This window comes from Anabaena sp. CA = ATCC 33047, from assembly GCF_963870205.1.
Taxonomy (GTDB): domain Bacteria; phylum Cyanobacteriota; class Cyanobacteriia; order Cyanobacteriales; family Nostocaceae; genus Trichormus.
Genome location: NZ_CAWMSA010000017.1, coordinates 23,210 through 36,497, shown reverse-complemented (window position 1 = coordinate 36,497; position 13,288 = coordinate 23,210). Strand labels below are relative to the sequence as shown.

Genomic DNA, 13,288 nt, shown 5'->3' with positions numbered 1-13,288 from the left:
TAGGCGGGTTTCCCGCCGTAGGAAACTTTTCAAGACGAATTTTGAATTGATTTGTCCCCAGTCCCTAAATTAAGCTATACAAGCACGAAAATCTTGTTTCAATTGGGCTTCATCAAGATTACGACCGATGAAAACCAGTTCATTTTTCCGCTTTTCGGTAGCTTTCCAAGGTCTATCAGGTCTACCATCAAAAATCATGTGTACACCTTGAAAGACAAATCTATTATCTTCGCCAGCAATATTTAATATTCCTTTCATGCGGAAGATATCAGTTCCTTGAGTCCGCAATAATTCCCCTAGCCAAGCGTTTAATTTTTCCCCATCAATTGCGCCTTCTTCTACTAACGCCACAGAAAAAACACTATCATCATGTTCGTGGGCATCTTCACCCAAGAAATCTGGATCAATTTCTAAAGCGCGGTCTAAATCAAAGGCTTTCACACCTAATAAAGCATCCATTGATAATTCTGAGTTACGAGTGCGGTAGATTTTCGCCATCGCATTCATTGACCGAATTCGTTTTTCTAATTCTTCTAATTCTTCAGGTGTAACTAAATCTGTTTTATTTAGTAAAATGACATCGGCAAACGCAATCTGTTCTTGGGCTTCGTCTGCTTCCCAATGCTGCCAGATATGCTTGGCATCAACTACTGTCACCACAGCATCTAAAGACAGTTGACTTTGCATATCTTCATCAACGAAGAATGTTTGAATTACTGGCGCAGGGTCAGCTAATCCAGTTGTTTCTATCACTAAATGGTCAAACTTATCACGCCGCTTCATCAAATTACCGATGATGCGAATTAAGTCACCTCTAACTGTACAACAAATACAGCCATTATTCATTTCAAATATTTCTTCATCGGCATCAATAACTAATTGATTATCAATGCCTACTTCCCCAAATTCATTGACGATCACAGCCACTTTTTTACCGTGTTCGTAGGTGAGGATGTGATTGAGTAGAGTTGTTTTCCCTGCTCCTAAATAGCCAGTCAAAACAGTAACGGGAACTGAATCTGAGATTACGTCAGCCACCATATTAAAGCCTCTTATCTCACCTTATGGATAATCATTATCACCTATGATAAGTCTTTTTATCTTTTTCTGTGTACTGGGTGACGGGTGACAAATTAACCCCTCGCCATTACAGGAAACTGTCCAATCGCCATAAAATTTGAGGGTGAGTTGATCAAGGTTGATTATGGCACTTTATTTAGATTCAGCGATCGCATCCGAAGCGGAAATTGTTCAACATTGGGGTTGGGTGAAAGGTATTACCACTAATCCTACCTTATTAGCACAAGCAGAAACCCCACCGGAAACCACCCTAAAAACATTGGTGGCTTTGACTTCGGGGCCATTATACTACCAACTATTGAGCGCAGATAAACAAGGCATGGTAGCAGAAGGCAGAAAAGCATTTGAAATTATTGGTTCACAAACAATCTTGAAAATTCCCGCCACACCTCTAGGTTTTGAAGTTGTGGCGACTCTCTCACCAGAAATTACCTGTTCTGTCACAGGTATTTATAGCCCCGCACAGGCTGCGGTGGCAAAGGAAGCGGGGGCGAAAATTGCTATAGCCTATGTTAATCGTGCCACACGTTTGTTAGGTGATGGTATTGCTTTAGTGCGAGACATGGCCAGTATCCTTAAAGGTAGTGATGTAGAAATATTGGCAGCTAGTATCAAATCACCAGAAGAAGCAGGAGCATCGTTACAAGCTGGGGCGCATCATCTGACTTTACCATTGGCAATGTTGCAAGCGATCGCTACTCATGAATTTTCTCAGAAAACCGTTGCTGATTTTGCTGCTGGCGGAATTGGTTTGACAATATAACCCCCAATGAACAAAGATGCACAGTGACAATTGAATGTGCATCTGTGCATTAATTTCTCCCAAGTTGACGATGCAAGGATCTAATTTTGTGGCGTGTGCAGAAAATCGTCAATTGCTGCAAACACTTCTTGTGGGTATTCCTCGTGCATTCCCAAAGAACCGGGAAGTACAACGCTACTCACTTTTGGAAGTGCGGCGACAGTCTGCATTTCGGTGCGGGATTTGGGGGGGCTAGATTCTCCTATGATTACCATCAGGGGAACAGTTAAAGACTCTACCAAGGCGAGAAAATCTGATTGATTGTGTACTGCGTCAATATTTCCTGTGACAAAAGCCGCAGAAGCAAATCTAGCCCCTGGTTTTTGGGTTGTTTGCCATTTTTGGGCGATGAAATTGGGTGTAAGCTTTGCTGTATCGACAAAGACATGGCGACGATACATAAATCTTAAGAATGAGGGTGTGGTGTTAAGTTTGTAGAGGATTTGACCCAAAATAGGCGATCGCACCAATCCCCTAACTATACCACCTACTTGTGGATTTGCCCCCATTGTCGGTAAAGGGCCGCGCCAAGTCGGTGCAACTAAAACAATTTTGGAAAAAGTATCTGGCTGTTGATGCGCTAATTGCAACACATAACTACTAGCATGACCAGCCGCTATGACAATTATCGGGGTAGTAAACACAGCTTGCACGAAATCCGCCAAAAATTGCTGATAAATTTCTGGTCGGTAATCTAAACTAGGGCGTGAAGATTGCCCAAATCCTGGCCAGTCTACAGCCACTACTTGAAAATGGGGAGATAGTAGTTTGGCTAATTGTGCCATTTCTGCACGGGTGGAAACGCTGCTAAAAGCTGGCAACAGTAATATGGGTGAACCATTGCCCAGAGTTTCATAAACAACGCGCAATGGTTGGTTTTGCCATTGCCAAGCATATTCTTTAACTATTCCACCAAATCCAGTAGTGTCAGAGGGTGATAATAAACTGGTAGACATCGCACTAAATATGTGGTGTGTACACAATACTTTTAGTTTGGCAGGTCTAACTTACATTCCAACGCTTTTTTTTGCATTGTTTTAAAAATGTTATAAAAACCATTAGCGCGGGAAGGGGTGAGACTCACATTTAAACCAGTAGCTTGAATGAAATCTGGTGTCAGTTCTAAAATTTCTGTGGGAGTTAGTCCATTTAAGCCTTCAATCAACAGACCAACCATACCTTTACTGATGAAAGCATCCGAGTCAGCCTGGTAAACCACCTTACCATCATCAAGCGACGCAGTGATGTAAACCTGAGAAACACAGCCAGGAACTTTATTTTCCGGTACTTTGTCAGCTTCAGGAAAATCCTTGAGTTTGTTACCGTAGGCAATTAACTGTTCAGTACGTCTTCTTTGGTCTGTCGCCCGTTGAAAACGCTGAACAATTTTAGCTAGTGCAGGTGGTAAAGAGTCTAAAGTTGAAGACATAGCAGCAGTTGAGAATAAATCGGTCTTCCTTTGAGTTTAGATTATCTGGAGAGCGATCGCCTATCTTTCAATCAATGCCGGGTGTAGGGAGTGGGGTTTAGGCGTAATGTTTTATTCATGTAGAGACGTTGCATGCAACGTCTCTACATTATTGATTTGGTGCATCTATGGCTACGCCACGCCAGCCACATCAAGCATATTAGTAGGGTGCGTCAGATATCAAAAATACGTTTATTGACAGCATTTAAACATTCTGACGCACCCTACAAGACATTCACTTGCGTAAGTCTTATCTATTTTACTTATTAAGATTTATAACTATGTAATTACAAAAACACAATTCATCTCAAATATGTGATATCAAATCGTGTTTTTACGCCCCAAACAAACCTCACGACTGAGTTAATTTCCCCCATTGTATTAAGGATTGAAAAAGAATGTTAAATAATGCTGCAAAATGGGAAATTCTCTTGAATTTATTGCGGGATATTGCAGATGATATTGCAATGAATGAATAAATTTCAGGAGCTTAATTCAGGTGTTAACTTCAACCTTACTCGCTGCGGCAACCACACCCCTGGAATGGAGTCCCACAATTGGGATTATCATGATTATTGCCAATATCTTTGCTATTGCTTTTGGCAAATTCACTATTAAGTATCCCAGTTCCGAGCCAGCTTTACCATCTGCCAATTTCTTCGGTGGCTTTGGTGTACCCGGCTTATTAGCAACTACAGCTTTTGGTCATGTACTAGGAGCAGGTATTATTTTAGGACTGCATAACCTGGGTAGATTTTAGTATCAACAGGTAGAAAATAAACAGCGAAAAAAACCGCAGATTTTGCCCGATTCCAGATGGTATCTCTACTTACACCATGCTAAAGTAAATAATCTCATTATTGATTGTTGTGTCTGTATCTATCAACCAGAGAATCTACTCTCTGGTTTTTTTTATTGAATTTTAAAACCTGTAAAAAGATTTTCAATCCAAAAATAACCAGAAAATTTTTCTGATGAATATCACAGGAATATATTCGGGTAAAAAATAAATAGTTAATACTCACTTTCACTGTGTATTAAACAACATTAACTGTATAGGACATCTAGGAGCAAGTAAGCTGTAATAGTAGGCTAAACCCGCAGAGGAACTAACCCTGGGTTGGGAAAATTCCGGTAAGATGTAGCAGTAAGAGAACCACGGCTTGGTAAGATAAATTGTCTAATATTTGGCGAATTGGGCTGTTTAATTATGACGAATCAAGCTCCTATACCTGTGATTGTGAATGGTGCGGCTGGTAAAATGGGTCGCGAAGTGGTGAAAGCGGTAGCACAAGCACCAGACTTAAATTTAATGGGTGCAATTGACCGCAGCCCAGAACATCAAGGTAAAGATGCTGGGGAACTGGCGGGTTTAGGAGAACCGTTAGAAGTTCCGATTACAGACCAATTAGAACCGATGTTAGGGTATGTGGCTGGAGAAAGACAAGGGCCGCCAGGGGTGATTGTAGACTTTACGCATCCTGATTCAGTTTATGATAATGTTCGCAGTGCGATCGCCTATGGAATTCGTCCTGTAGTGGGTACTACCGGGTTAAGTCCAGAACAAATTCAAGAATTGGCAGACTTTGCCGAAAAAGCCAGCACTGGTTGTTTAATTATTCCTAACTTCTCTATTGGGGTGGTGCTACTACAACAAGCCGCTATTACAGCGTCTCAATATTTTGATCATGTAGAAATTATCGAACTGCACCATAACCAAAAAGCTGACGCGCCTAGCGGTACTGCCATTCAAACCGCGCAATTACTCGCAGAGATGGGTAAAACTTTTAACCCTGCCGTTGTGGAAGAAACGGAGAAAATACCGGGAGCTAGAGGCAGTTTAGCCCAAGAAGGTATTAGAATACATAGTGTACGCTTGCCGGGACTGATAGCCCATCAAGAAGTGATTTTTGGCGCACCGGGACAAATTTATACTTTACGCCATGATACGAGCGATCGCGCCTGTTATATGCCAGGAGTATTACTAGCAATTCGCAAAGTATTGCAGTTAAAGTCATTAGTATATGGTTTAGAAAAAATTCTCTAAATTACCAATTCTCACTCATGTTAGTGCCACTGACTCGTCAGAAATTTGAACAAATCATTCCCCTAATTGCCACTGGCCCACAGTACAAGTATTATTGGGGGAAGTTTTCTAATTTTTTGCAACGTCTATTAATTTCTGTAGTCATCGTAGCTGTAATTCTGCTGGTAAAAGTAGTATTTCGGTTAGCGTCTAACCCCATATTATTTTTCCTGGGAATCATCGCCGCACTATTTTGGTGGTGGTATCCAATTTTCCAGGCGAGTATACGCAACGCCAAATGTCGCCGTTACAAATACAGTGGCTTTTTCCGTGGTCGAATTTTGGATTGGTGGATTACAGACAAGTTAATTGGCAAACAAGAAACCGTCAACAGTAAAGGCGAATTAGTCATTGTCGAGAACCGGGAGAAACGCATTAACATCGAAGTTGGCGACAATACAGGATTTACAGTGGAACTAGAAGCACCACTGCGTCCTTTTCATAAAGCAATTGCCCGTGGTCAAATAGCTGAAATGATTGTCATGTCAAATCGCCCAGATTTGAGCAGCATTGATGACTTTAGTGATGTCTATATTCCCAGTCGTGATATCTGGGTGAGTGATTACCCTTATATTAGACGAGATTTTTTTGATGAAGTGAGTAACCGTCTACGCGAAGCCCGACAAACAAGACAAGAAAGACCTCGCCGCCGCAGAATTGAAGAATAGCTGTTGATAGTTGATGGTTGATAGTTGACTGGGTAACAGTCTTCTCCCCCTGTTCCCTGCCCCCTACACCCCTACACCCGCTTATTCAGCCCGTAAGCTTGCCATGCTAAGTCTATCAAACCGTCAGCGATCGCAGCTGCTACAACTGCATTACCTTTACGGGTATCAATTGTAATATTAGGCACGAGGGAATCTTGCAAGCGGATTTTAGCATCATCCTCATCGAAGAATAGCACAGGTGTAGCAATGATTAAAGCCGGATGAATTTCTTCTGCTTCGATTAAATTTACCAGAGTTGTTAATGCGGTTTGTGCTTGACCTACTATAAAAATCCCCTCTGGGTAACGCTTGGCGAGAGTTTCGATTCCCCAAGCTGCACGAGTCTTTTCGGTTTGGGGACGGGTGATCGTTTCCGTGCTGCAATACACTGCATTAGCAAAAGTATTTTGAACAGCGTAGGCAATACCTGATTGCACCATCGGCACATCTACCACAATAGTAGTACGTGCCGCCAATGCTGCTGCACCAGATTGTAATGCACGCTCAGAAAACCGAATTAAATACTTATACTCAAAGTCAGCCGTAGCATAAATTACCCGCCGCACAATCTCATACTCTGCGGGCGAGAGGACATGATCGCCAATCTCCCTATCAATAATTGCTAAACTTTGAGCATCAGTTACGTGCCATTCCATTGCTATTCAGTGCTGAAAAACTAGCTTTCAGCTTAACAGCTGGTGCGAACTATGAGGAAGAAGTGGAGGAAGCAGAGGAAGCGGAGGAAGAAGAATTTTCACCCAGTCCCCAATCCCCAATCCCCAGTCCCCAATCAAGAATTCGCACTAGAAGAAGGACGACTAAACACAGGTGACAGGTAAGCAACCAAAGCACCGATGAGAAAACCGGAAATGTTACGCACTAAAGGCAACCAATCACTGGTACGTGTCACTACTGGCCCAATTCCGAAGGCGATGAACAAAATTCCCCACAAAGGCGAGAAAATTAACGCCCATTGCCAAGCTACAACTTGTTCTTCAGTGCGGGGTTGCGCTGCAAATCCACAAATAATCCCCCCAATGATAGAGGTAATTAATGTTAAAATCCATTGTTCTCTAGGTAAACCCGGAACGACGGTGCAACCACCCTTGAGTAAACAGCCCTTCACAGAACCTAAAGCTTGTAAAATCGCTTGGTCTTCCCCTTGTTCACGTACAAAATATAAATTACCAAAGCGAGTTTGTAATTCTATCCAGAAAGTCCGGGGTAAAAGTTCGTAAACCGCATCACCAACGCTAAAGCTGAGGATGTTGCCACCACGGGAATCAGCAACCAAGAGTATACTTTTGTCATCCAAACCCCAATAATTGATGACTGCTCTACCTGGGGTACGGTCATACTGAGTCAATACCCGCAGTTTCCAACCAGTATCCGCTTCAAATTGGTTAATTTCCTCAATTAGCTTTTCTTCCTGGGGGTCTGGGAGAGCCTTAGCTAAGTCCACAATCGGGGTGAAATAATCAGGTAACAATTCGGGATTGTCATAAGCCAGTGCTGAGGAAGGATTCATCAGCCACAGTGACCCAGCCAAGAAAAATACTGTAATAGATACTAAGATTTTGCGCCAAAAACAAGACTGCATGGACGTTTTTATACAAATATAAACAGTAGATGTGAACAAGTTGCTTTAAAAGACTACGGAAAAAGTGAGACTTCGTTACACTTGTTTACTTTACTCTAATCTTAGGTGTGAAAGCAAAGGTTCTTAGGAAGGGATTGGGGATTAGGGACTGGAAGGGACTCGGTAAAAGTTCTTTCTCCTGCGCTCCCTCATCCTCTAATCACGATAGGCTTCTGTTTTGGTGCGGCGATTTTCTGACTTAAATGTTTCTCTGTCGCGTGATGTGAGTGGAGCTTGTTCAGTCATTTGTAGACGCTCAACAACTGTTCGCCTTGTGGGTTTTTGACGGGTAAAGCTTTTCCATGCGGCTTTTACGCCTACAACAATGCTGCGTGTACCTATTTGCACATTTTGCGCTTGTTTTTTCGCAGTATCTAGACTTTGATCAACTTGTTTAACAACCTGTCCGACGCTTTTGACTCCTTCACTCACATCATCGGTTAAGTCTGTAATTTCTACGCCTGTGCTGCGGATGGCTTCTAAGGTGGGAGGTAATTCTCGTGAGAGCGTATCAAATAATTTTTCGGCACTGCGAGCAGCCCTCGCTAACTCCTGCACAGCTGGTATGGCTGCTACCAACACGGCTGTCAGACTGGCAGCAACTAACAGTATCGAGAATCCCAACCAAAACAGGGGGTCAACCACGGTTATCAACAATTCAAGTTTAAAATATAAACATTAAAAATTACACATAAACCCTTGACTGTATGCAATTTATATGCTATGTCACCAGATTTATGATTGTTCTAATTCTTGGGGAAGTGTGTCTGAGTCTGGGGTTGTTTTTTGCTTTTTCAAGACTTGGCTTTCTCGCTGACTAGCATCTACACCAGCTGCGATCGCTTCCCGCAGTCTATCTAAAGTTTCATCCCAATTTCGCAAGGCACTAGCAGAAAGACGGTCTGCTTGAATTTGTACACTTGTTGATAAATCTTCCGCCAATTCTGGGATAGCATCGGCGGATTTTTTCAAAAGTTTACGGGTTTCGCGCCCTGTGCGTGGTGCTGCCAGTAATCCTGCTAAAGCACCAATGGCAGTTCCTAGCATTAAACCGCCAATAAATATTCCAGAACGGTTATTAGACATCTTTATTGTTTCTCTCCTTTAACCCATTGTAGGTGGGTTTGCTCTCCTTGCAAGCTGGCAAGTCTGAATTGATTTTAGCGAGTTAATTTATGGTGACAATATAGCAGTGAGGAATGTTGCTTTAGTTTGTGGATATTTATGATCTCTGTTTACGAGCATAACGCCGCCAAGTACGCTGTCCTAGTAACAGGATGCTGATAATTTGCCGTACTTGTTGAATTTGTAATTGTAGTGCTTGGTTACTTTGGCGCAAGTTCTGAAGGTTCTGCTGTCCAAGATAGATATTTTCTGGTGCTTTATGTAGTAAAGCATGGCTACAGCGTTCATAGGCAGTCAGGCGATCGCCTATAAATGCAATTTTTCGTTTCAATTGCCACAGCACCCCAGCCAAGCACAGCAGCATGATTGAGATTAGGGTATTAATTATCACAACAACTGTTACCATTTTTGACCTGCACCAATGTCACTGAAGAATTATATCTGTGCTTAACCTGGCTCTATTGTGATCATAACTGTTGGAGAAAATTGACATCCTCCCCCATAGAAAACGGGGGAGGATGTCAAATAGTTCGGTTTATTTGTGCTTAGTTACTGAATTTCTCAGTTTGCTGTTGCTTATTTCGCCAATATTTTCGTCTTTTAGATATTATTGTTGTTCCTAAAATACCAGTAGTCAATACAGCCAAATTGATTGATGGTTCAGGGACAGCAGATATAGTTCCAGTTCCGCTTCTTTCAAAACCTGTTTCTACATTTCCACCGCATCTCGAACAGAAAAAGGACTCAAAAGCATTACCATTAATTGTGTTGTTGTATGTAGGTAAACTGTTCAAGAAATTCAAAGTAAAATCTCTTGAAAAATAATTACTTCCACTTCCCCAATAAGAAATCAGCTTTAAGGATGTAGAATTATCAATCATTCCATCAATGCCACAATAGCCGTCATAGTTTGCGTACTGATCACAAAAAGTTGGATTATAAGTTACAGGATCGAGAGTCACATCACCATATGGTGTGGGAATTATAGAGCTACCAACATTAATTTCATAATTTACCAGCACGCCATCTTGATCAGTTACAAAAGAGCCTGAAAATGGTTGATTGTCATTGAATAATCCTTGTATAAGAAAGGTTTCCGCATCTGCTGGCAACATACTGCTTACACTAATAGCAGTAGTAACCATTGCAGTAGAAACTGTTGTCACACAAAAAGCTATACATTGATCAAAACATCTTTTCATGGCATCTGTATTGATGAATTAACTAATTTCTTTTTAACTTGATATTAGCTGCATATAATATCACCTTTTACAGAAGAATTGTATTGCTTAAGACATAAATATTTAAAATTCAGTAGAGTGTAAATTTCTGTGATAGCCGTTCGCGTAGCGTCTTCCTCCAGAAGCTTAAGCCTTCTGTGCGAGATGCTACGCGAACGCTGAACGCTCAAATCGGAGGGGTAAGCAATAATAAAATAAACCCTATTGGCAAAATACTTATGGAAACTGTCACCCTCCACATACCACCAGCCGTAGGTTTAACCGATGAGCAGTTTTATCAACTTTGCATCGCCAATGACAAATGGCGCATCGAACTTACCGCAGAAGGAGAGTTAATTATTATGCCACCTACTGGCGGCGAAAGCGGCATTAGAAATTCTGGTTTAACGGCTAAACTTTACAATTGGAATGAACAAGTCAATCTAGGAAAAGTGTTTGACTCCTCTACTGAGTTTCGCTTACCTAATGGTGCTTTTCGTTCCCCGGATGCGGCTTGGGTGAAGTTGGAACGGTGGGAAGCTTTGACGGCTGAACAAAGGCGGCGTTTTCCGCCACTGTGTCCTGATTTTGTGATTGAACTGCGTTCTGAAACCGATTCTTTAAAGGCTTTACGGGTTAAAATGCAGGAGTATCGGGATAATGGGGCGCGTTTGGGTTGGTTGTTAGATCCTTACACGCCGTTGGTGGAAATTTATCGCCCTGGTGTGGCGGTGGAAACGATTAATTTCTCTTTTGAACAACCTCCGCAAGTTTCTGGGGAAGATGTTTTACCTGGGTTTGTTCTGGATTTAAGTTTGATTATTAATCCATAGGGTTTTCGGCTTTGGTGAGTGAGTTTAGGAATTCTCGCGCAAAGGCGCAAAGGCGCAAAGCGGCTTCTCGCAGAGTAGGCGCAAAGGTTAAGAGAATTGAGAGGGTTTAGTATTGCTCAACCTCTACTTCCTTCTTCTGACTACCCACTTATCATGGAAAAAAGCCTATACATTAATATTAAGCAATGCTGACCCGTATCAAAGACTTAGCCGCAAAACTAGCACCCCGTCTGATTGAGATTCGTCGTCATATCCATTCTCACCCGGAACTTAGCGGTCAAGAATATCAAACTGCTGCCTTTGTGGCTGGTGTTTTGTCTTCTAGTGGTTTGCGTGTACAAGAGGGTGTTGGCAAAACGGGTGTTGTGGGCGAAGTTAAAGGTTCTACTCAGGATGAGCATTTTTTGGCAATTCGCACTGATATGGATGCTTTACCGATTCAAGAATGCTCTGGGTTGGATTATGCTTCTAAGGTAGAAGGGGTTATGCACGCTTGCGGTCATGATGTCCACACGACTGTGGGTTTGGGAACAGCTATGATACTTGCTCAAGTTGCTGAGGATTTGGGCGGAAATGTGCGGTTTTTGTTCCAACCTGCTGAGGAAATCGCCCAAGGCGCACATTGGATGATTAACGATGGTGTGATGCAGAATGTCTCGGCGATTTTGGGGGTTCATGTTTTCCCTTCTATTCCGGCTGGTTCTATTGGTGTGCGTTACGGTGCTTTGACTGCTGCGGCTGATGATTTGGAAATTTTGATTTTTGGGGAATCTGGACATGGTGCGCGTCCCCATGAAGCGGTTGATGCTATTTGGATTGCTGCACAGGTGGTTACTGCTTTGCAACAAGCTATTAGTCGCACTCAAAACCCTCTGCGTCCGGTGGTGTTGAGTATTGGGAAGATTAACGGTGGTAGGGCGGCTAATGTGATTGCTGATAAGGTACAGTTGTTAGGAACGGTGCGATCGCTCCACCCGGAAACCCGCACTCAACTACCGAACTGGATTGAGAAAATTGTCGCTAATGTCTGTCATTCTTATGGTGCTGGTTATCAAGTAAACTATCACCAAGGTGTCCCCGGTGTCAATAATGACTATGCACTGACGCAATTATTCCAATCCGCAGGTGAGGAAGCTTGGAGTAGCGATCGCGTGCAAGTTTTACCAGAACCGTCTCTCGGTGCGGAAGATTTTTCTTTGTATTTAGAACACGTTCCCGGTGCTATGTTCCGCTTGGGTGTCGGCTACCCAGACCGGATTATTAATCATCCGTTACATCATCCAGAATTTGAAGTGGATGAATCTGCTATCATCACAGGAGTTGTCACAATGGCTTACGCTGCTTATCAGTATTTTCAGCGCAAATAAGCCTCAAACTTACTACGGAGATTTGCTAATGCAGCTGCTTAAATTCCCTAATGTCACCATCATAGCAGGAGAGAATGCTGTTGCTGTTGATCAACTTCCTCCAATATGGCAAGACATTGCTCAGGGAGAAGCACCTACTGGACTCCCCAATCCTCAAAGTTATGTGGAGATGGCGCAGTTGTTTTTATACAAGTTAACTCAGGGTGATGTTGACTTATTTCATGAACGTCCAGAACTCGCTCCTCTCAAACCTGCTTTTTGTCAGTTATTCGGACAATTAGGACGAGAAACTTTAGAGTTCTACGCTCAGGATTTCATGATTCACAATTATCCTGATTTTGCCACAATTTTGGAGGATTTGGAGTCTGAAGGGTCTGATGCTGTTGATGCAATCCCAGTTGTAAATATTGGCTGGGAACTGTTCACTGAGTTTGGTCATGAACTCCCAGCTAGTTTTTATCATGTACATTTAGCACCAATTTATCGCGATCATATTTTTGAGGAACGCGCTTTGAGATTTGACAAGCGGGATATCTCTCACAAGCGTGCTTGGGATGCTATGCTTCATGCTTGTAAAGTGTTCGCTGTGCAAATGAAGGTGCAGAGTATCGCCTCGAAGTATGGTTTTACTTATCAGCATGGTTGTGGTTGTAATTCGCACCTATCGGCGATTGATGTCTCTGGTGGTGCATTTGAGTATGAGTTAAGTCCAGAAAAACGCGATCGCTGGATTCGTAGTTTTATCTGGACTGCTTGGTATGAGTACGCTTTCTTTCCGATTGTGCCGAATACGATTTATTTAGTCTAGATATAGCGATTTCAGATGAGGTACAGTCAGTCAAAATTAAACGCAGATAAACGCAGATGAATTTGTACCTCATTAAACTAGAAAAGGCTATATTCCACCCCTCTGTGCTTTTGATTTTCCTTAGAATAGATATAGGTAAGTGTTGTGAAATTA

The 13,288-nt window shown here is 42.4% G+C and carries 16 protein-coding genes; 7 read left to right on the top strand and 9 right to left on the bottom strand.

All coding sequences use genetic code 11. The annotated features are described in order from the left end of the window. Nucleotides 1-69: 69 nt before the first annotated feature. Nucleotides 70-1,041 (bottom strand): CobW family GTP-binding protein, encoded by a 972-nt coding sequence (locus AACS98_RS04425; protein ID WP_066376785.1) that lies wholly within the window; start codon nucleotides 1,039-1,041, stop codon nucleotides 70-72. A gap of 163 nt (nucleotides 1,042-1,204) precedes the next feature. On the opposite strand from AACS98_RS04425, the gene AACS98_RS04420 reads away from it, so the two are divergent. Continuing rightward, complete coding sequence (locus AACS98_RS04420) at nucleotides 1,205-1,843, top strand: transaldolase family protein (RefSeq protein ID WP_066376784.1); 639 nt, start codon at nucleotides 1,205-1,207, stop codon at nucleotides 1,841-1,843. 80 nt (nucleotides 1,844-1,923) lie between these two features. On the opposite strand, the gene AACS98_RS04415 is transcribed toward AACS98_RS04420, so the two are convergent. Both AACS98_RS04415 and AACS98_RS04410 read right to left on the bottom strand, forming a co-directional pair. Next, entirely contained in the window at nucleotides 1,924-2,838 is a 915-nt protein-coding gene (locus AACS98_RS04415) for an alpha/beta fold hydrolase (RefSeq protein WP_066376779.1), read from the bottom strand. A gap of 32 nt (nucleotides 2,839-2,870) precedes the next feature. Next, complete coding sequence (locus AACS98_RS04410; protein ID WP_066376778.1) at nucleotides 2,871-3,311, bottom strand: SufE family protein; 441 nt, start codon at nucleotides 3,309-3,311, stop codon at nucleotides 2,871-2,873. A gap of 538 nt (nucleotides 3,312-3,849) precedes the next feature. On the opposite strand from AACS98_RS04410, the gene psaK reads away from it, so the two are divergent. From psaK to AACS98_RS04395, 3 genes are all read left to right on the top strand, one after another. Beyond that, a complete protein-coding gene (gene psaK, locus AACS98_RS04405) occupies nucleotides 3,850-4,110 on the top strand; it encodes a photosystem I reaction center subunit PsaK (protein ID WP_066376777.1) in 261 nt (86 codons plus the stop codon). Between the two features lie 450 nt (nucleotides 4,111-4,560). After that, nucleotides 4,561-5,397, top strand: coding sequence for a 4-hydroxy-tetrahydrodipicolinate reductase (dapB, locus tag AACS98_RS04400; RefSeq protein WP_066376775.1), 837 nt, complete (start codon nucleotides 4,561-4,563; stop codon nucleotides 5,395-5,397). 17 nt (nucleotides 5,398-5,414) lie between these two features. Then, nucleotides 5,415-6,104: a phosphate ABC transporter permease gene (locus AACS98_RS04395; RefSeq protein ID WP_066376772.1), complete on the top strand. Its 690-nt coding sequence runs from the start codon at nucleotides 5,415-5,417 to the stop codon at nucleotides 6,102-6,104. Between the two features lie 71 nt (nucleotides 6,105-6,175). Here AACS98_RS04395 and AACS98_RS04390 read toward each other — a convergent pair whose 3' ends face one another. From AACS98_RS04390 to AACS98_RS04365, 6 genes are all read right to left on the bottom strand, one after another. Beyond that, the gene (locus tag AACS98_RS04390) at nucleotides 6,176-6,799 is read right to left on the bottom strand and encodes a precorrin-8X methylmutase (RefSeq protein WP_066376769.1); all 624 of its coding nucleotides are present in this window, start codon (nucleotides 6,797-6,799) and stop codon (nucleotides 6,176-6,178) included. A gap of 134 nt (nucleotides 6,800-6,933) precedes the next feature. Next, on the bottom strand, nucleotides 6,934-7,743 hold the full coding sequence (locus AACS98_RS04385; RefSeq protein ID WP_066376767.1) for a TPM domain-containing protein: 810 nt from the start codon (nucleotides 7,741-7,743) through the stop codon (nucleotides 6,934-6,936). Between the two features lie 195 nt (nucleotides 7,744-7,938). After that, entirely contained in the window at nucleotides 7,939-8,427 is a 489-nt protein-coding gene (locus tag AACS98_RS04380) for a hypothetical protein (RefSeq protein ID WP_066376766.1), read from the bottom strand. Between the two features lie 90 nt (nucleotides 8,428-8,517). Then, a complete protein-coding gene (locus AACS98_RS04375; RefSeq protein WP_066376764.1) occupies nucleotides 8,518-8,868 on the bottom strand; it encodes a YtxH domain-containing protein in 351 nt (116 codons plus the stop codon). 136 nt (nucleotides 8,869-9,004) lie between these two features. After that, on the bottom strand, nucleotides 9,005-9,313 hold the full coding sequence (locus tag AACS98_RS04370; protein WP_066376759.1) for a hypothetical protein: 309 nt from the start codon (nucleotides 9,311-9,313) through the stop codon (nucleotides 9,005-9,007). Nucleotides 9,314-9,452: 139 nt separating this feature from the next. Continuing rightward, complete coding sequence (locus AACS98_RS04365; protein WP_157087489.1) at nucleotides 9,453-10,073, bottom strand: hypothetical protein; 621 nt, start codon at nucleotides 10,071-10,073, stop codon at nucleotides 9,453-9,455. Nucleotides 10,074-10,366: 293 nt separating this feature from the next. Here AACS98_RS04365 and AACS98_RS04360 point away from each other — a divergent pair, with 293 nt between their 5' ends. The 3 genes from AACS98_RS04360 to AACS98_RS04350 all read left to right on the top strand — a co-directional run bounded on the left by AACS98_RS04360 (nucleotide 10,367) and on the right by AACS98_RS04350 (nucleotide 13,135). Next, complete coding sequence (locus tag AACS98_RS04360) at nucleotides 10,367-10,960, top strand: Uma2 family endonuclease (RefSeq protein ID WP_066376755.1); 594 nt, start codon at nucleotides 10,367-10,369, stop codon at nucleotides 10,958-10,960. Between the two features lie 185 nt (nucleotides 10,961-11,145). Beyond that, the gene (locus tag AACS98_RS04355; RefSeq protein WP_066376753.1) at nucleotides 11,146-12,327 is read left to right on the top strand and encodes a M20 family metallopeptidase; all 1,182 of its coding nucleotides are present in this window, start codon (nucleotides 11,146-11,148) and stop codon (nucleotides 12,325-12,327) included. A gap of 28 nt (nucleotides 12,328-12,355) precedes the next feature. After that, nucleotides 12,356-13,135 carry a hypothetical protein gene (locus AACS98_RS04350; RefSeq protein ID WP_066376751.1) on the top strand — a complete coding sequence of 260 codons (780 nt, stop codon included), beginning with the start codon at nucleotides 12,356-12,358 and terminating at the stop codon, nucleotides 13,133-13,135. Nucleotides 13,136-13,288 lie beyond the last annotated feature (153 nt).

What these genes read in the sequence shown, in the direction of transcription:
- AACS98_RS04425 (WP_066376785.1), bottom strand. Translation starts at nt 1,041, where the DNA reads ATGGTGGCTGACGTAATCTCAGATTCAGTTCCCGTTACTGTTTTGACT.
- AACS98_RS04420 (WP_066376784.1), top strand. Translation starts at nt 1,205, where the DNA reads ATGGCACTTTATTTAGATTCAGCGATCGCATCCGAAGCGGAAATTGTT.
- AACS98_RS04415 (WP_066376779.1), bottom strand. Translation starts at nt 2,838, where the DNA reads ATGTCTACCAGTTTATTATCACCCTCTGACACTACTGGATTTGGTGGA.
- AACS98_RS04410 (WP_066376778.1), bottom strand. Translation starts at nt 3,311, where the DNA reads ATGTCTTCAACTTTAGACTCTTTACCACCTGCACTAGCTAAAATTGTT.
- dapB (WP_066376775.1), top strand. Translation starts at nt 4,561, where the DNA reads ATGACGAATCAAGCTCCTATACCTGTGATTGTGAATGGTGCGGCTGGT.
- AACS98_RS04395 (WP_066376772.1), top strand. Translation starts at nt 5,415, where the DNA reads ATGTTAGTGCCACTGACTCGTCAGAAATTTGAACAAATCATTCCCCTA.
- AACS98_RS04390 (WP_066376769.1), bottom strand. Translation starts at nt 6,799, where the DNA reads ATGGAATGGCACGTAACTGATGCTCAAAGTTTAGCAATTATTGATAGG.
- AACS98_RS04385 (WP_066376767.1), bottom strand. Translation starts at nt 7,743, where the DNA reads ATGCAGTCTTGTTTTTGGCGCAAAATCTTAGTATCTATTACAGTATTT.
- AACS98_RS04375 (WP_066376764.1), bottom strand. Translation starts at nt 8,868, where the DNA reads ATGTCTAATAACCGTTCTGGAATATTTATTGGCGGTTTAATGCTAGGA.
- AACS98_RS04370 (WP_066376759.1), bottom strand. Translation starts at nt 9,313, where the DNA reads ATGGTAACAGTTGTTGTGATAATTAATACCCTAATCTCAATCATGCTG.
- AACS98_RS04360 (WP_066376755.1), top strand. Translation starts at nt 10,367, where the DNA reads ATGGAAACTGTCACCCTCCACATACCACCAGCCGTAGGTTTAACCGAT.
- AACS98_RS04355 (WP_066376753.1), top strand. Translation starts at nt 11,146, where the DNA reads ATGCTGACCCGTATCAAAGACTTAGCCGCAAAACTAGCACCCCGTCTG.
- AACS98_RS04350 (WP_066376751.1), top strand. Translation starts at nt 12,356, where the DNA reads ATGCAGCTGCTTAAATTCCCTAATGTCACCATCATAGCAGGAGAGAAT.